18 protein-coding genes and 1 tRNA gene are annotated in these 16,971 nt (G+C 52.3%); 3 read left to right on the top strand and 16 right to left on the bottom strand.

The window, feature by feature from the left end:
* Nucleotides 1-9: 9 nt before the first annotated feature.
* The 7 genes from ACRBCU_RS15200 to ACRBCU_RS15170 form a co-directional block, all read right to left on the bottom strand.
* Nucleotides 10-1,755: a DUF3131 domain-containing protein gene (locus ACRBCU_RS15200; RefSeq protein ID WP_431366240.1), complete on the bottom strand. Its 1,746-nt coding sequence runs from the start codon at nt 1,753-1,755 to the stop codon at nt 10-12.
* 46 nt (nt 1,756-1,801) lie between these two features.
* Entirely contained in the window at nt 1,802-2,215 is a 414-nt protein-coding gene (locus ACRBCU_RS15195; protein ID WP_431366239.1) for an ATP-binding protein, read from the bottom strand.
* The gene (locus ACRBCU_RS15190) at nt 2,212-2,556 is read right to left on the bottom strand and encodes an STAS domain-containing protein (protein ID WP_431366238.1); all 345 of its coding nucleotides are present in this window, start codon (nt 2,554-2,556) and stop codon (nt 2,212-2,214) included. The genes ACRBCU_RS15195 and ACRBCU_RS15190 overlap by 4 nt, the downstream gene beginning before the upstream one ends.
* On the bottom strand, nt 2,553-3,692 hold the full coding sequence (locus ACRBCU_RS15185) for a PP2C family protein-serine/threonine phosphatase (protein WP_431366237.1): 1,140 nt from the start codon (nt 3,690-3,692) through the stop codon (nt 2,553-2,555). The genes ACRBCU_RS15190 and ACRBCU_RS15185 overlap by 4 nt, the downstream gene beginning before the upstream one ends.
* A 257-nt stretch (nt 3,693-3,949) precedes the next feature.
* Nucleotides 3,950-6,484, bottom strand: coding sequence for an ATP-binding protein (locus ACRBCU_RS15180; RefSeq protein WP_431366236.1), 2,535 nt, complete (start codon nt 6,482-6,484; stop codon nt 3,950-3,952).
* Nucleotides 6,485-6,539: 55 nt separating this feature from the next.
* Nucleotides 6,540-7,046: a molybdopterin-dependent oxidoreductase gene (locus tag ACRBCU_RS15175; protein WP_431366235.1), complete on the bottom strand. Its 507-nt coding sequence runs from the start codon at nt 7,044-7,046 to the stop codon at nt 6,540-6,542.
* Nucleotides 7,047-7,152: 106 nt separating this feature from the next.
* On the bottom strand, nt 7,153-8,040 hold the full coding sequence (locus ACRBCU_RS15170; RefSeq protein WP_431366234.1) for a UTP--glucose-1-phosphate uridylyltransferase: 888 nt from the start codon (nt 8,038-8,040) through the stop codon (nt 7,153-7,155).
* A 250-nt stretch (nt 8,041-8,290) separates the two neighbouring features.
* On the opposite strand from ACRBCU_RS15170, the gene ACRBCU_RS15165 reads away from it, so the two are divergent.
* The gene (locus tag ACRBCU_RS15165; RefSeq protein ID WP_431366233.1) at nt 8,291-8,905 is read left to right on the top strand and encodes a LuxR C-terminal-related transcriptional regulator; all 615 of its coding nucleotides are present in this window, start codon (nt 8,291-8,293) and stop codon (nt 8,903-8,905) included.
* 601 nt (nt 8,906-9,506) lie between these two features.
* Here the strand turns inward: ACRBCU_RS15165 and ACRBCU_RS15160 are convergent.
* Nucleotides 9,507-9,581 (bottom strand) — tRNA-Gln (locus ACRBCU_RS15160).
* A gap of 64 nt (nt 9,582-9,645) precedes the next feature.
* A complete protein-coding gene (locus ACRBCU_RS15155) occupies nt 9,646-10,989 on the bottom strand; it encodes a mechanosensitive ion channel domain-containing protein (RefSeq protein WP_431366232.1) in 1,344 nt (447 codons plus the stop codon).
* A 132-nt stretch (nt 10,990-11,121) separates the two neighbouring features.
* Here ACRBCU_RS15155 and rpe point away from each other — a divergent pair, with 132 nt between their 5' ends.
* Together rpe and ACRBCU_RS15145 are read left to right on the top strand one after the other, a co-directional pair.
* Nucleotides 11,122-11,799 (top strand): ribulose-phosphate 3-epimerase, encoded by a 678-nt coding sequence (rpe, locus tag ACRBCU_RS15150; RefSeq protein WP_431366231.1) that lies wholly within the window; start codon nt 11,122-11,124, stop codon nt 11,797-11,799.
* The gene (locus ACRBCU_RS15145; protein WP_431366230.1) at nt 11,796-12,185 is read left to right on the top strand and encodes an META domain-containing protein; all 390 of its coding nucleotides are present in this window, start codon (nt 11,796-11,798) and stop codon (nt 12,183-12,185) included. Before rpe ends, ACRBCU_RS15145 begins: the two co-directional genes overlap by 4 nt.
* On the opposite strand, the gene recO is transcribed toward ACRBCU_RS15145, so the two are convergent.
* Genes recO through ACRBCU_RS15110 form a run of 7 tightly spaced genes read right to left on the bottom strand, consistent with a single transcriptional unit; the run spans nt 12,172 to nt 16,930 of the window.
* On the bottom strand, nt 12,172-12,906 hold the full coding sequence (gene recO, locus ACRBCU_RS15140) for a DNA repair protein RecO (RefSeq protein ID WP_431366229.1): 735 nt from the start codon (nt 12,904-12,906) through the stop codon (nt 12,172-12,174). The two genes, ACRBCU_RS15145 and recO, sit on opposite strands and share 14 nt — an antisense overlap.
* Entirely contained in the window at nt 12,907-13,236 is a 330-nt protein-coding gene (locus ACRBCU_RS15135; RefSeq protein ID WP_431366228.1) for a DUF1491 family protein, read from the bottom strand. It lies immediately after the preceding gene.
* Nucleotides 13,233-14,150, bottom strand: a complete 918-nt coding sequence (gene era, locus ACRBCU_RS15130) for a GTPase Era (protein WP_431366227.1) — start codon at nt 14,148-14,150, stop codon at nt 13,233-13,235. Before era ends, ACRBCU_RS15135 begins: the two co-directional genes overlap by 4 nt.
* Nucleotides 14,143-14,829 carry a ribonuclease III gene (gene rnc / locus ACRBCU_RS15125; RefSeq protein ID WP_431366226.1) on the bottom strand — a complete coding sequence of 229 codons (687 nt, stop codon included), beginning with the start codon at nt 14,827-14,829 and terminating at the stop codon, nt 14,143-14,145. Before rnc ends, era begins: the two co-directional genes overlap by 8 nt.
* Before the next feature lie 4 nt (nt 14,830-14,833).
* Nucleotides 14,834-15,670, bottom strand: coding sequence for a signal peptidase I (gene lepB, locus ACRBCU_RS15120; protein WP_431366225.1), 837 nt, complete (start codon nt 15,668-15,670; stop codon nt 14,834-14,836).
* A 53-nt stretch (nt 15,671-15,723) separates the two neighbouring features.
* Nucleotides 15,724-16,161 carry a holo-ACP synthase gene (acpS, locus tag ACRBCU_RS15115; protein WP_431366224.1) on the bottom strand — a complete coding sequence of 146 codons (438 nt, stop codon included), beginning with the start codon at nt 16,159-16,161 and terminating at the stop codon, nt 15,724-15,726.
* A gap of 19 nt (nt 16,162-16,180) precedes the next feature.
* A complete protein-coding gene (locus ACRBCU_RS15110) occupies nt 16,181-16,930 on the bottom strand; it encodes a pyridoxine 5'-phosphate synthase (protein ID WP_431366223.1) in 750 nt (249 codons plus the stop codon).
* Nucleotides 16,931-16,971: the final 41 nt, after the last annotated feature.

Here is a 16,971-nt window from a genome sequence, read left to right as displayed (position 1 = left end):
TGCCATGTCTTAGTTCCCCGGCTTGCGGCAACTTTTCGGCAAAACCTTGAGCGGCTTTGGCGGTGCCAGATTATGTGCTTCAGTCGAGCATTCGGTAGCCGCGATGCCATCTTCGGTTAAGATCGGCTTGCAATAGGTGAATTCTGAAGCGGGAATGACCGGCTCGATTTCATCCAAATCCGCACAATTGCAGCATGAGATTTCTTCCTGCATTTGATTGGGGTGGCATTTGTTGTCGCGCAAATCAGTTCCCGCAAACTTGACATGCCACTGCTGTGTATTTGTGTTTACCTGTTGCAAGATTGGTCCCTGCACCTTGTACAACAGCGAGGCCAAGATCACGCCGTTATTGTTAGCGGTTTGCAGTGGGATAAAGCCGTTTCCGTTCTCGTAAAGGCCTTCATAGAACCCGCTATCTGGATCGGACAGATCAGCAACGGCTTCGAACAAAAGATCGGTGTAAGGCGTATCCCAAAGGGCCCAAAGCCCCACGGCGGCTTTTGCAGCTATGGCCGCGCGATCTGGCTGATATTCGCCGCTTGGATCGAGCGTGTTCCACGCATATCCATCAGCGAAAATTGAATCGTAAACGAAGTAAGGACGCCCATCGACTTGGTGCTCCGAGCGCGCAGTTATTATACCTGTCTGCTCAAAACGGCGCTGCTGAACCAAATAGATACGATTGGCAAATTCCGCGCGCCAGCCATGGCTTGCAACAAACCCATCGTTGGATTTATCGGTGGGAAGATCCCACCCCATTTCCAATCCATCCAAAAGATACCCTTCGGTCAGAACGTAATTCTGGTTCTTAAAGACACGTGGATCGCGCCCATCATAGGGCACTTTAACATCGTAAATTGTTGTATAAGCCAGCGGTTGTGGTGCCAGCGCGCGCGGCACATCAAAGCCCCAGAGCGCAAACCCTTTTGCTGCATATTCCTCATAGCCCAAACGACCTTCTTGCACGTAGCGTGTCGTCCCTTCACCGCGCACGAGCGAGCCAAACATACGGCCATCGTCATTTACGATGTTGCAAAAGTTCCAGCGCATCGGGATGTTGTCGACACCATTTGCGAGATAAGGGTTCTTCTCTTTCAGGATTTTGAGCCAAACGAGCAAACGGCCAAGGTCCAATGCGGAGACGCCAATATCCGCAGGCTTATTGGCATAGTCCACTTTCTGAGCCGTTTTGGTGTGGTAAACCTTGTTCGGGGCTTCGCCCTGGAACAGCGGCAAATTGCGAAGGGTCTTGATCAATGTGTTTGCACGTTTGTCAAACTCGCGTTTGTCGATGATGCAAAGCTCATAGGCTGCGACTAAACCACTGATGTATGACGCAGTGTCCCACATGGTTGTTGATGGGTATGATCCAACCGCATTCACCAAGCCTGTTTCAGGCTGCGTGCGCTCGACAAAATAGGCCCAAGCTGTCTTCGCCATCGCGAATTCACGTTCGCTGAGTACACCATTACGCCCCGCATGCGGTGTTCTCCCTGCCGCTTTTTTCGCCTGACATTGCTGAACGGTTTCCAACGTTAGCTTATGCGCTTTCCCGCCATCAACATTGCTAAAGGAGCGTGTCACGGTGAGGGGTGTTTGCGATGTGATCGTGATGCTTTCCCCTGCCGGAATGTCGATTATCTCCACAGACGTTACATCTTTCGCCTCTTGTGCCTCCAACGTGGCTGGCTGCAAGAAAACCAACAGCGCCGCGAGCGCAGCAAAAAGGGGCGGTTTGAAGCTGAAATCTGTCATACTGTGTGTCCTAAGGTTCATACCTTTTTGGGTAACGGGGAAGTTTCTAAGAGACATTGTCAAAACTCATGTATAGCCGATTACGATTGCTCAAAGCGCCATACTCAACGGTATCAGCGCATTGCAAAATAAGCCCAAGCCCGCGTCCGCCTTCTGCCATTTCGTCAACCAAAGAGAGGTCTGTAACATGATCTCGCAAATCGAACGGCGCAGTGCCCTCTAGATCAAAGATTTCAATGACCACGCCTGCATCTGTGTTCTGCAAGTGGATTTCAACTGACGCTTCTTTTGATGACGGGGTGGCATGCTCGACCACATTGGTAAGTGCTTCGATCACGCAAATTTCAAATCGCAACAATGCCTCTTTCACTAAGCTGTCTTCAACACGCGCCTTCAGGCCCAGAACCATAGGGTCCACAGCCTCAATGCGATTGTCCATATTGAAGACAGCTTTTGTCATAGGCGTTCGCTCAACTTCGAAACTGCGGATTTTGCATCCGGAAACGACGTAAAGACCCGATCCATACGCGAAATCTTGAACATGATTTTGAGTTCTTCATCCAAGCTGCAAACAGATATGTCGCCGCGATGCCCCATCTTTTTCATGATCCCGACAAGAGCGCCAAGACCGGAGGAATCCAGAAAGGTAACCTCTTCAAAATCGATGACCAATTGTGAAGAACCGGCATCAATAAGCTCAGCGACCTCGCTTTTGAACGCACCAGCATTCACAGCAGTAAGTCGCTCGACACCCGGTCGAACAACGACAAGCCCCTTTTCATGTTTGGTTGTCTGGATCATTCGATAGTCCTTTCAATAGATACGACGGTAAGATCGTCTTCGAGCGGCACACCGCCACGCCAAGCGGTTAGCGCTGATACGATCGTCTTGGGCATTGAACACGCAGGGGAATCCGCATTGCTTTCAACGAGCTCTTGTAAGCGCCTTAAGCCAAATGGTCTTTCAGTTTCATTGGTCGCTTCAATGGCGGCATCGGAGCACATTATGAACAGACCCCCTTCATCAAATTGAAAACTTTCATTCTCGAATTCAGCGCTATTCAGAATACCTACGGGAAACCCGCCGTCACCGATGACCTGAACCGTCCCTTTTGGGCCTAGAAAGAGCGGAGAAGGATGGCCCGCTTGACAGAAGTCCAACTTGCCAGTGGTTTTATCTATGACGCCGCAAAACATCGTAAAATACTCATCGCTTTCAAAACTGAAAAACCGTTTGTTCAACGCGGACACCATCGCTGCGAGATCATTGCCTCCATCCTCGGAAGTAATGGCATTGCGAAAGTAATCGGGTGTGATCAGATGACCAATCGCGACAGAAAGCAAAGATGCGCGAACACCGTGCCCCGACACATCTACAGCGTAGAACCCAAGTCTTTCGTCAGACAAGGCAAAGCAGCCGAACATATCGCCCGACACGATTGCCGACGGCACGAAGGCCGATGAGACACGAAAGCCCAAGATTTGGTCTTCAAGTTGGGGCAGCAAACTACGCTGCGCAGAGGCCGCTGCACGCAGATCGTCCTCTATCCTATCTTTGGCCTCTTTCAGAATTCTGTTTCGATCCGCCAACTCCATTTCATGGTGAATGAGCCGAGTCGCAGCGCGAATTCGCGCTGTTAACATTGTCGGATTGTGCCCCTTAGACATGAAGTCATCGACACCCGCCTCCAGCGCTTTGCTGCGATCTTCCTCGTCGTCGCGACCCGTTATCATAATGATATGGATGTAGTGATCCAGATTCAGCTTGCGCACTTCCTGAGTCAATTCGATCCCATTCAGGCCAGGCATGTGAAGATCACTAATAAGAATTTGGGCATCCGTGCTTTGAACAAGATCAAGGGCCTGTTCGCCATCTTCAGCCGGAATCGCTTCATAGCCGAGCTTGCCAATCAACAGGCACATAAGCGTGCGCTGCATTTCGTGGTCTTCGGCGACAATTATTTTCAAAGGTTGCGAAGTCACTTCGAAAGTATCCTAAAGTCCTGAAGTCGCTCTTCAGAAATGTTCACTCGTAATATTCAAAAATCGGCCATTACTAAGGTCGATCATCCGTTTGTTCGGGAGGCATAGCTCAAAAAAATAAGCCGTTGTCTATTGTTTCGCTTCTGGTTGTATTTTGAGAATATGGCAACAACAAGACGGCATTTGGAAACAGTTTCATCCGCCGTCTTTTATTACACTCTCATAAGAAGGCGAGTTTGCTTCCAAACCTCAGGTAATCCACTGGCCACATCTTTGACACTAGCTAGATCGCCCTGTTTCGCAGCATTCTCGATGTTAACCAAGACAGCTCGCAGCTCGATCGCACCGAGCGCCGCAGCGCTGCCTGCGATTTTGTGCGCGTGCTTGGCCACATCTTCCAGAGGGTGTTTGTCGCAAGCCTGCAACAATTCGATTGTTTCGCCGACCTCCTGGTCAAAACGATCAAGCAAAGGCTGCAATGCCTCAGCACCAAGCGTGTCCAATAGTTCTTGAAGATGCTGTTTCTCGACTAAATCCTGCATGACGCTTGCTTGACCTTCGCCGCTCGGGGCTTCGCCTATGTACTGAGACAAGACATCCAGCAAACTCTCTCGCGAGAGTGGTTTGGTCAGGATATCGTTCATACCATCGGACAAGAATGCTTTCTGCTCTTCCGCCATCGCGTTGGCAGTCAGTGCTACAATTGGGGTCTTGGCAGATGCTCCTTTCGATGCGCGGATCGCACGTGTTGCGGTTCGCCCGTCCATGATCGGCATACTAATGTCCATCAAAATCAGATCGAATGCTTGGTCCTCGATCATCTCTAGGGCGATCTTGCCATTATGTGCTTCGCTGACTTGATGCCCTGCGGCCGCAAGCATTTCGCGCGCAACGATCCGGTTAATTTCGTTATCCTCCACGAGAAGGACATGGCCACCGCGCGTTGCACTTAGGGGTTTTGCGCGTTCTGTGGGCTTTTTCGGAGCGCTCGTTGGTTCAATAGGGAAACGCACATCAAATGTGCTACCGACGCCTTCTTCGCTTTCTACTTCTATCGAGCCACCCATCGCAGTTACAAATCGCTTCGCAATGCCGAGCCCAAGACCCGTTCCGCCAACGTCGCGATCATAAGAGGCATCGCCAGTCATGAAATCATCAAAGATTTGCGCCTTGAGTTCCTCGCTCATACCGACGCCAGTATCCTCGATCGAGACGTGAAGTTGCAGTCCTTTGTCATCATCCTCTGAAACCTGCGCCGTTACCGTAACTTGGCCATTTCTTGTAAATTTCACGGCATTTCCGATGACATTCATAAGCACATGTTGGATGCGCTCTTCGTCGGCAAAGATCCATTCCGTGATATCGCCAGACCAATGCCAATCCAAATTGGTGTCATTCGCGGTAGCTGCACCGCTTTGATTGTCGACGATATCTTGCAGCAGCGCGCTGATATTCATTGTAACCGGGCGCAGTTGCAACTTGCCCGCATCATATTTGGTGATGTCCAAAACGTCGGAAATATGGCTCATCAAAAGCTTGCCAGACGTTTCCATATTCATGATGTAGCGGCTTTGCTTCGCGCTCAAATCTGTATCAGACAAAAGCGTGAGGTTCCCAAGCAAGCCATTCAAAGGCGTGCGAATTTCGTGGCTCATTGTCGCCAGAAAATCGGTTTTTGATTTTTCACCTGCAAGCGCTCGATCACGCGCCTCGACAAGTTCTTGCTCCGCCTGAACGCGGCGCGAAATGTCTCTCAAAAAGGAGACAAAAATTTCGCCTTCTTGGGTTTGAGCCGATTGGATTGCAAACTCCATTGGAAACAAAGTCCCGTTCGCGTGCTTTGCCTCAAGCTGAATACGTCCCTTTCCGACAACGCGCTTCTCACCGCTATCTCGCATTCTCTTCATACCTGCATCATGCGCAGCCCGGTGCTTGTCCGGAACGATCAAAGCACCGAGATCTTGATTGATTGCATCGCTGGCGGAAAAGCCAAATATTTGCTCCGCAGCAGCGTTGAAATCCAGTATTTTTCCGTAAGTGTCGCAAACTATCACTGCATCCAGCGCGGTGCTCGTGACGATATTCATCCGCGAGCTTGCTTGTATTGCTTCTTTGCGCCTGCGAATATTTAGCTGGTTCAAACGGAACAAATAGAACGCGAACAGTAAGAGCGCCAACAATAGCACCGTCACCCCAACCGCCATTTGGCTCAGCGTGAAAGAAATCTGATTGCGGCGGTTGTCCGATTCTGTTGCGAAAAAATTCAAACCCGAGTTAGACAATTTGCGAACATTACTTCGCACTCCCTTTGTCGTTTTTGACAGCGAAGTGAGCGCTAGTTTCATGGTCTCGTCATCTGCATCAATGGTGACGACCGCTTGCTTCAAGAAGGCCTTTAGAGCCGCGAGATTGTTTGAGAACTGCTCAAGTTCCCGAACAGATCCGAAGATTGAGGCTTCGTTGAGAGTATTGATCCTGCTGTAAAAAATATCGAAACTGCGCCGTAGCCCTGCAAGGTCGGGCTCGGCTTCTTGCTTTGCGTTGTCGAGGCGGACTGCGAATTCCAGAAACTCGACTTCGGTCTGCGATAAAGTCCACTGAACATTATCCGAACTCGCCGAGCTTAAACGCCTTAGGTCACTCGAAATATTGAAATAAAGGATTGCAATAGCGATGAAACCAATCACACCCAGAGCAACCGGAAAGACCATCTGGGCGCGACGTCGGTTCGCTTTTGAAAGCTTCATGGCGAGAACCTATCTGTGATCACGCCAAAAGTTTCGACGCAGTATTTTATTTGGGTTAATCCAACACCTCAATGCGATCGAGTTGCCAGATGCTACGAGAGTAAGTCACCTCTGAGCGATAAGTGTCGTTGGAATCGTATGGATATACAATCCAAAGAGGGCCTTTTTCACGCACTGACATCGTTTTATCGTTCAACCGATAAGCTACGATTGCACCGCCTTCAACGGCATCGCTCATTGGGATTTCCACAGTGTAGTCATTGATAGCTGAGGCATTCAACTTCGTGCCTTCAAGTCCCAGCGCCTCAACCAAGAGCTTTAGGGAAACGCCTTGAAACACCTGCTTGCCCTTTGTCCAGATCGTCGTGGTCTCGAACGTTGTCGCGTCCATCCCTTCGAGCAAAGCTAGGTCAAACTGAGCGGTTTTATCAACATTCACGGTCTCGACATTTCCCGAGATCGTTAAAATGACGTCGCCTTGCGGCACGGGTAAGTCCTCAGCGCTGGCAAGAGTTGCTGTCAGTGTTGCGAATGTGATCGCTTTTAGAAGTGTGCGGAACATTGGATTATCCTTTTCTAAGTTAGCGATGCGTATCGCATAAAAGGGATGCCCTCCCCAAACGGTCAGAGGGATAGAGACCTATCCTTTCGGATAGGTTTTCCCAAAATTATGCGACCATACGCAAAGGTGCCGTGCGCTCACGTAAAAACGTTCTAAGCTCACCTTCCAACTCTGGGCGGTCCAATGCAAAGGCTGCGGTCGCTTGAACAAATCCAAGGATCGAGCCACAATCAAAGCGCTCGCCCTCAAAACGATATCCCGTGACACCAGCCTTCTTAACGTCTGCGTTGATTGCATCTGTCAACTGAAGCTCACCGCCTGCCCCCGGGCCAAGATTTGCGAGTTGCTCAAAAATGGACGGCTCTAGAATATAGCGCCCAATGACCGCTCGGGTCGACGGAGCCAAATCGGGACGAGGCTTTTCAACCATCCCGCGCGCATGAGCAATGCGGCCGTTTTCCGCCTCAACATCGAGCACCCCGTAAGATGCTGTCTGCGCCAAGGTAACATCCATGCTTGCAACCATATGCCCGCGATAAGAAGCGTGTGCATCAACCATTTGGCTTAACGCTCCGCGGGGCGCGCGGATGACATCATCAGGCAGGATCACCGCAAAAGCCTCGTCTCCGACAAGCTTCTGCGCAAGTCTCACCGCGTGCCCAAGACCCAAAGGGTTGTTCTGTCGCACAAAGGACAAAGCACCCTCAGGCATCCGTGTGCGTTCTAATGCGTTCAGCGCATCTTTCTTTCCGCTCTGCTCAAGGCGTTGCTCCAGCGCAGCAGCAGTGTCGAAATAGTCTTCCAATGCGCCCTTTCCTGCGGCGGTAACAAAGATGAATTCTTCAATGCCAGCTTCGCGGGCTTCATCCACTGCGTATTGGATCAACGGGCGATCAACGAGCGGTAACATTTCTTTTGGGATCGACTTCGTTGCAGGAAGAAAACGGGTACCCATTCCCGCGACGGGGAAAACTGCTTTACGAATATGTGACACAACCTTGATCCTTTATACTAAACTTATCAACCTGCCACGAACATGAAGAAACAGACCGCGGCTCTCAACTGAACACACGGAGAGCCGGGTGGCACTTTCGTACAAACGCTTCGCCAAATGCCCCAGAACTACCCCCTTTGGCCCAAGACCTATCCTTTTGTCCTCGCCAAACTCCTTTGACGCGAAAAAATAATTGGCGTGCAACATCCGCATCCTAAGTTTATTGTTAGACAACGGAGAAGAATTAAATATGCGTGTACTGATTGCTGACGACCATGATTTGCTGCGTGATACGCTGGTTCTTTACCTTGAGGCTCAGGGAGACATAAAGACCAGCTCCGCGCCCGATCTCGCGATTGCACATAAACTTATCGCCGAAGAACAACGGTTTGATCTGATTCTTTTGGATCTCAATATGCCCGGCATGAACGGACTTAGCGGTTTAAAGCAAACGCTCGATATGAACGGCGGTCAGCGCGTTGCATTGCTCTCTGGAGAAGCCACCAAAGACATCGCCGAGCAAGCCCTAGAAGCAGGCGCCGCAGGTTTTGTGCCAAAGACCCTACCCGCCAAGTCGATGATAAATGCGGTCAAGTTCATGGCTATGGGAGAGCAATACGCCCCGATCGACTTTATGACAGCGGCAGAAGAAGAAACAGCGCATCCCCTCGCTGACAAGCTAACCGCGCGCGAATTACAGGTGCTTAAGGGGTTAACCGAGGGCAAATCTAACAAAGAAATCGCCCGCGATCTGGATATCACGGAACCAACGGTCAAACTTCATATGAAGACGCTTTATCGCAAGCTTGGCACAGCAAATCGAACACAAGCCGCCCTCACTGCGCGGGAAGCGGGCTTGTTCTAAGGCCAAGGTCCATTGATCTCAACGCACAAGCGTTGTTCTCGGCCCAATGATGCTAAAGCAATCGCAATCAGGCTTTGTCCAATATGCCGATCAACAATTAACTGCGCGGCTTTGACCTTACACGGATGAAAGCCCTCAATCCTATTGCGTCCAGACAAATCAAAGAAAGAGCATCAGAGTTGCTATACGAAAGCCGGTGCACTTCGAGATTTCCGAAGGTACCCGCGCTTCGGCGGCGAAGTGGATTGAAAACCCGTTGGTGGTCGGATTCAAATTTCTCTGACCTGAGCGTAGTCACAACTAGCATCACATCTCGACACATCAAAATGCTCAAGTCGTCCGAGGGCGGGTTTCATCCATCGGATTGGTGTCTTCGTCACAGCATCACGACAGGTTGGGCTGAGCAACGCGCATTGATCGCGCCTCCTCAAGCCCCCACCTCAACCTCGTATCGCGGAAATGGCTACCTCAGACCGATGGCATATCTGCGCCCAGTTCAACGCCACACTCCAGCCTGCTTTACAAACCCAACGGCGTAACCCTCGGGTAAGTCGGAGCAATCGCGCGCCACACTCGTATCGGACATTTCAGAGGAAGGTACTGGCTGGGATGGTAGGATTCGAACCTACGGTACACTGTACCAAAAACAGTTGCCTTACCACTTGGCTACATCCCATCAGTGTTGCGCTATTTACGCGGGAGGCGCGCGGCGTTCAAGAGGGTTTTTGCAAAAAAACAAGTTATTCTTCGGGGGCTTCGCGGCGCAGCAAATCGCCCGCTTCGGTCTCCTTGCGCTCTTCCTCAACGATCTGCTCTAACGCAGCATCGCTGCTGGCCTGAACATCCATAGAAACCTGGCTTTCCTCTTGAATATCAGCGTCGCGTGCCAAATCTTCTTGATGCGTCAACGCCGTGGTTTCCTCGCTCGAAGCAAGTTTTGCCAAAGATGGTGAAAGCACGCGATACGTCGGTTCAGGCATTTGAATGTCTGCGTGTTCCAGCGCGAGCTTCACCAATCGAATCGCCTCACCGCGCGCGGCTGCGAGTGATGATTTATGCTGCTCGATCCACCCAGTCAGCGTTATGGAAATTGTGCTGTCACCGATTTCGTCAATCCAAACTGCCGGCGCAGGCACATCCAAAACAAACGGCAAATCCTTCAACTTTTCCAATGCGATCCGCTGCGCATCAACGAAATCTGTATCCGGTGCCAAACCGAGCGAGAATTTGAAGCGACGTTCGTCATTTCTAGAGAAATTCACAATGCGGCTTTTGAAGACCGTCGCGTTGGGGATGCGTATGTGATTGCCGTCAAAGCTAAGCAAGATCGTTGCGCGACTGGTGAGACGGATGACTTTGCCCGTGTCACCACCAATTTCAATCGTATCGTTCGGGCGAAAGGGTTGGCGTATCGAGAGCATGATGGAAGCGATGAAGTTCTCAACGGTGTCTTTTACCGCAAAACCAATTGCCAAGCCAATGATACCCGCAGCGCCCAGAATCGTCGACAAAAGCGCGCTCGCGCCCATGATGTCGAGGGCGACAACCAAACCACCGATGATAAATCCCAACCGCAAAATTTGACGGTAAATATCGGCGATAAACGCGTTTGGTGCCAGGCGGTTCCAAGGTTGGCGCATGCGCGCAACAAAGAAGCCAAACAGCACGATGAGAGCAAAGGCCAGCGCTGCGACCGAAGCCAAAGGCAAAAAGGCGATGACTTGCGCCATGCGCGCTCGGAACCGCTCAACCGCGGGGTTCAATCGTTTGACCACATCCGTGGTTTCGGTGACGCTGTTTTCAATCGCAACAACGCCTTCGACGCGGCCAGTAAGATCATTCAGGCGCGCAATTTTTTCGCCATCCAGCGTTGTTCCGCGGAGCGTCACGATGCCAGAGGTCACAGAAACCGTGACGTCATCATAGCCATCTAATTCGGCCAGAATATCGCGTATGCGCACGGCCATTGCGGCATCTTGTGTCGCACTGTCTTCGACGGCGATCGAGCCTGCGGGTTGATTTGTAGCTTGGGCCTGAAGGTTAACAGGAAACACGAGGCACAATAGAAGGAAGAGTAAGCGCATTCGAAATCTCTTTATCATTTGAAAATTAATAGCCCATCGTAACCTTGTTGTTAGCATTTGCAAAACCCCCTATCGCACCGGTTCGCTGCGCGTTATGAGACGGCAATACCAGATTCCAAAGGAAAGCTGCCCATGTCCTTCGACCGCTCCGTCAAAATCGCCCCTTCTATTCTGTCCGCCGACTTCGCCAACTTCGGTGCCGAGATCGAAGCAGTCGAAGCTCAAGGGGCTGACTGGATTCATGTAGATGTGATGGACGGGCATTTCGTTCCGAACCTCAGCTTTGGCGCAACGACCTGCGCAGCTATTCGCCCTCACATCAAAACGGTCATGGATGTTCATCTCATGATCTCGCCTGTTGACGCCTACATCGACGGCTTTGCCCAAGCTGGCGCAGACTTTATCACGGCTCATGTCGAAGCTGGCCCCCATATTCACCGCACGCTTCAAGCTATTCGCGGCGCAGGAGCGAAAGCAGGTGTGGCTTTGAATCCCGGCACCCCAGCGAGCGCGGTAAAGCATCTTTTGGACATCTGCGATCTTGTCTGCGTGATGACTGTGAACCCAGGTTTTGGTGGCCAAAAGTTCATCCCTTTGCATTCGAAAATCTCGGACCTTCGCGCAATGATCGGTGATCGCCCCATCCACATTGAAATTGACGGCGGCGTGACGCCAGACACCGCCAAAGGATGCGTTGACGCAGGCGCGGATGTGCTTGTCGCTGGTTCTGCTGTATTCAAAGGTGGCTCTGTTACAAACCCTGCACCTTATGGCGACAACATCCGCGCGATCCGCAAGGCTGTCGCGTGAAGCGATTCATTGCGATAAGTGCGCTCCTTGTTGCGTCAGCCTGCAACGGTGACGAAAGCCTCGCTAAATATGGCGCAGCTGGTAAGGTCTGGACGCTGACTGAAGTTGACGGCGCAGCTTTCGACGCGCGCGCAACGATCGAGTTCGGTGACAACGGTCAAATTTCAGGCCAAGCACCATGCAATCGCTATTCAGCCAAACAAACCGCGCCCTACCCTTGGTTCAAAATCGGCCCAACGATGGCGACGAAAATGGCCTGCCCCGAACTGCAAAGCGAAAGCGCGTTTTTCGCGTCGCTCGAGGCCATGACGCTCTCTGAAGTTTCAGGATCAACTCTGATTCTGAGCAATGACAAGGGCAGAACAATGATCTTCAGCGCTCAGTAATCTGGCGCAGAAACAAATCAACATAGCGCGCTCGCGCCTCTGGCAAAGGTCGATTCCCGAGTTCGGGCGCAAGCTTTTCACCGAGAAAATACCCCGTCGTTTGAAGCGCCTGCGCAATTTCGGCATCCCCGCCTTGCCCTTCGCCCTTTAAAATAGGCGGTAGGGGCAGCAGTCTATTCACCCATGGTCCAGCCGCTTGCTCGCTCACAGCGCGCCCAGTACGCGGAGAAATGTAGCACAGGTTTTCATTTGTGCCCGTGACCGCACACGCACTTAGGTCAAACCCCATACCAGAGGCGTCAAGTAGCGCCATTTCAAAACGCAGATACGCCAAAGGCCAAACACTGTGCTGGCCAAGCAGGTCCAACAATTGCTCGCACTGCTTATAGAGCGCAGGATTGGCTTCTCGCTCGGGAAGCGCAAAGCTCAAAAGCGCGGTTACCGCATTCAGGCCCGCAAGTGACAGGCGATCTGCAAGGGCCGCGGCAGCGCGTGAGCGCAGAGGCTCAACCGTGTAACTGCCAAGATGATCTTCGAGCCGTGCGCGCCAGCTTACGTCGATCTGGGCACCGGGTTGCAAAATGGGGGCGATTTTACGAGAGGTTCCGCCCCTCACGATGCCTGCATGGCGGCCATGTTCTATAGTGAACACATCAATAATCGCGCTGGTTTCACCGTGGCCGCGCACAGAGAGCAGAATTCCCTGATCTCGCCATTCCATCTATGAAAGCCCCGGCTCGCCCAGCAAGGTACGCCCTTGGCGGTCTTCCACTTCAATGACCCACAGATCACTGTCAAATTGTCGTTGCTTAGCGATGCTGGCATCAACTTCTGCTTCGTCTCCTTCACTGAGAACATCCCATTTTCGGGTGTCTTCGAGAAGGTCATACGTACGCTGAAAAACCCGCGCTTTGCCATCCAATGTCGATGACTTCACCAAAATCGCGCCGGCCGTATCATCGCCATGCGCGACTACGAATGCTGGAATGTAGCTAAAACGCAGCCGTGCCAAATAGGCATCCACCCAAAACCGTGAGGTTAATCGGGTCATGCGTTCCCGTCTTTGAAGTTCAGGCCCATTTCATCGTACCGCTCGCTTTCTTCGAGCCAGTTCGGGCGGACCTTAACCTGCAAGAACAAGTGTACTTTGCGTCCTAAAAACTCGACCAGCTCTTCGCGCGCGGCTTTGCCGACGGCCTTGATCGTTTCGCCTTTGTTGCCCAATACAATGCCCTTATGACCATCGCGCATAACGTAGATCTTCTGATCTATCTTGCACGATCCATCTTTGCGTTCTTCCCAATTCTCTGTCTCAACAGTGAGCTGGTAAGGCAATTCTTGATGCAAACGAAGGGTCAGCTTTTCACGGGTCATTTCAGCAGCAATCATACGCAAAGGAAGATCTGCGATCTGATCCTCGGGATAGAGCCACGGACCTGTCGGCACTTCGCCCGCAAGCCACTCACGCAGCGCATCGACGCCATGACCGCGCTCCGCTGAAATCATGAAGGTCGCGATGAAGGGGTAAGCTTCGTTCATCTTTTCGGACAAGGTGAGTAGCGCTTCTGACTTAATCCGGTCAATCTTGTTGATCGCCAGCGCAACTTTGCGCCCCTCTCCGATGTCTTGAAGGCCTTCCAAAATGCGTTCCACGCCTTCGGTCACGCCGCGATGTGCCTCGATCATCAACACAACGACGTCTGCGTCAGCAGCGCCGCCCCATGCGGCGGCAACCATCGCGCGGTCCAAACGGCGGGATGGTTTGAACAATCCCGGCGTATCCACAAATACGAGTTGTGCAGAGCCTTCAATCGCAACGCCTCGAATACGTGCGCGCGTGGTTTGCACCTTATGGGTCACGATCGACACTTTCGCGCCGACCATACGATTGGTCAGCGTCGATTTGCCAGCATTCGGCTCGCCAATAAGGGCAACAAAGCCGGCGCGCGTTTGAGTGTCAGTCATGGGCTGTCATCCTTGCCAGCAGGGCCTTTGCCGCTGCTTGTTCGGCGAGCCGCTTGGAGCCAGCTTCTGCCGTTTCTGTCTCACCGTTGTCGAGACGTGCTTCTATAGTAAACATGGGCGCATGATCCGGTCCAGTGCGAGCGGTTTCCACATAAGCCGGCGGCGTAAAGCCGCGTGATTGCGCCCATTCTTGCAAACTCGTTTTGGGGTCACGCGCGTCATCTTCAACTTTGTTGATCCGCTCTCCCCAAAGGCGCAAGATCATCGCTTGGACCGCGTCAAAACCACCATCGACATAGACTGCCGCAATCAGCGCTTCCATCGCATCGCCCAGCAGCGCAAGTTTGCGCCGCCCACCGCTTTTCATTTCGGATCGGCCAAGTCGTAACACATCGCCGAGCGCGATCTCGCGCGCCACATCAGCGCAAGCTTCTTTGCGAACCAGTGCATTGTAGCGTGGCGCAAGTTGCCCTTCGGACGCCTTTACATCCGCGCCCAGCAAAGCTTCGGCCATCACCAGCCCAAGCACCCGATCACCGAGAAATTCGAGCCTCTGATTGTCGCCACGCGACGGCGTGGACATTGAAGAATGCGTCACCGCTTCGGTCAGCAATTCGCCTTGTTCAAAACGATATCCGATGCGCTTTTGAAGGGCGACAAGATCAGCCGAAAGTTTCATTCGCTTAATCTATCGCCTTTAGGAAACGATCCGAGCGCCACGTCCAGAAAAACAACATAGACCGCCCTGCTGATGAAAACATCACACGATCCGCGCGACCGATTAGGTTTTCATACGGAACAAAGCCCACACCACCCGCCGCATTCGGAACGCGGCTATCTGAAGAATTGTCACGGTTGTCACCCAAGAAGAAATAGTTGCCCTCTGGCACAGTGTATACGGGCGTGTCATCAGAGCGCTGGGTGCCGATATTCAGGATGTCATGTTTCACACCATTGGGCAGCGTTTCAATAAAGCGTTCCTTGTTACAGGTACCACCTTCACCGACCGGACCATTCGCGCAGCGTGGACGCAAGCGATGCGGCCCTTGAGCAGCGGCGACTTCTTCGAAGACCCCTGCATGTTCTTGAGGCGCGGCTTCACCATTGATGAACACAACGCCGTTCTTGACCTGCACTTTGTCACCGGGAAGGCCGATCAAACGTTTGACAAAATCGCGACCAGACACCGGGTGACGGAACACAACGACGTCGCCGCGTTCAGGCTCGGATCCAAATAGACGGGTGTTATCACCGTCCGCAAAACCGCAGAATTTCTTGGCATCCAAGTTCACGCCGAAACGCGGGATAATAATGGATGGGCAAGACGAATAGGAATAGCCGTAAGCCATTTTATTAACGAAGAGAAAGTCGCCGATGAGCAACGTGTTCTTCATCGATCCCGAAGGAATCCAAAATGGCTGGAAGAACAGCGTTCTAAACACGCCAGCAATCAAGAGGGCGTAGACGACTGTTTTGATCGTCTCGATGACTGGATTGCCTTTTTTGGTGGCCTCGGCCATATGCTATTCTCCATTTCGCGATTGCTGCTACATGAGGGCCGAGTGCCTTCATGTCAACCGCGCGCACCCCTATCTTCAAGGCTTTTCGCCGCATCGTTTGCTCTTGCTTCGATTACGACAAATGCCTGTGCCCAAGGATGATCATCCGTCAGCGTTACGTGAATGATCGCTTCGTGGCCATCTGGCGTCATTTCTCGCAAGCGTTTCTCTGCCCAACCGGTCACATGCATCACTGGCTGCCCCGTGCGCAGGTTCGTCACAGACATGTCTTTCCAAGCGATCCCCATCGCCAAACCAGTCCCCAAAGCTTTGGAGCAGGCTTCTTTTGCAGCCCAACGTTTTGCGTAGGTGCCTGCGACGTCTTTTCTACGTTCCGCTTTGGCTTGTTCGATCTCGGTAAACACACGATTTTTAAAGCGATCGCCGAACCGCTCAAGCGTACCTGAAATGCGATCTATGTTCGCAAGATCTGTGCCAATACCTAGTATCATCCCTTAGACCATCCGGCTCTCAGGCGCGTGTTTCATCAAGAATCCGCCGCATTTCCTGAATAGCCGGACCGAGCCCGCGGAAGACGGCTTCACCAATGATAAAGTGACCGATGTTCACCTCTTGCACTTGCGGCAGAGCGGCGACAGGCCGGACATCATCATAGGTCAGACCGTGCCCTGCATGCACCTCTAGCCCTAGATCATGCGCATAAGCGGCCATTTCAGTCATAGCTGCCAATTCGCGATCTCTTAGGTCAAAATCGCCCTCCGCGTGGGCATCACAATAGGCACCCGTATGGAGTTCAATGACATCTGCGCCGATGCGATGCGCCGCTTCGATCTGACGTTTGTCTGCAGCGATAAAAATCGAAACGCGTGACCCCGCCTCCGCCAAGGGTGCAATGAAATGGGCTAGTTTGTTTTCGTCTTGTGCGACATTCAACCCCCCTTCGGTCGTGCGTTCTTCACGTTTTTCGGGCACGAGGCACACCGCGTGCGGAACGTGACGCAAGGCTATTTTTTGCATCTCATCCGTTGCGGCCATTTCGAAGTTCAGCGGGATACTCAAAGCCTCCATCAATGCATCAATGTCTGCATCTCGGATATGCCTGCGGTCTTCGCGCAGGTGCGCGGTAATACCATCTGCTCCTGCCTCTTGCGCGACCATCGCAGCGCGCACCGGATCAGGCAACACGCCGCCCCGCGCATTTCGCAAGGTTGCGACATGATCAATGTTTACGCCAAGACGCAAAGGTAACTGCTTTGACATATGCCGGGTACTCCGCTTGCAATGTTAGTGTAGATTAGTGG

The sequence above is a fragment of the Planktotalea sp. genome (assembly GCF_050633725.1).
GTDB lineage: Bacteria > Pseudomonadota > Alphaproteobacteria > Rhodobacterales > Rhodobacteraceae > Planktotalea.
Note: the sequence above shows the minus strand (reverse complement) of the source record. Positions and strands in the feature narration are given on the sequence as shown.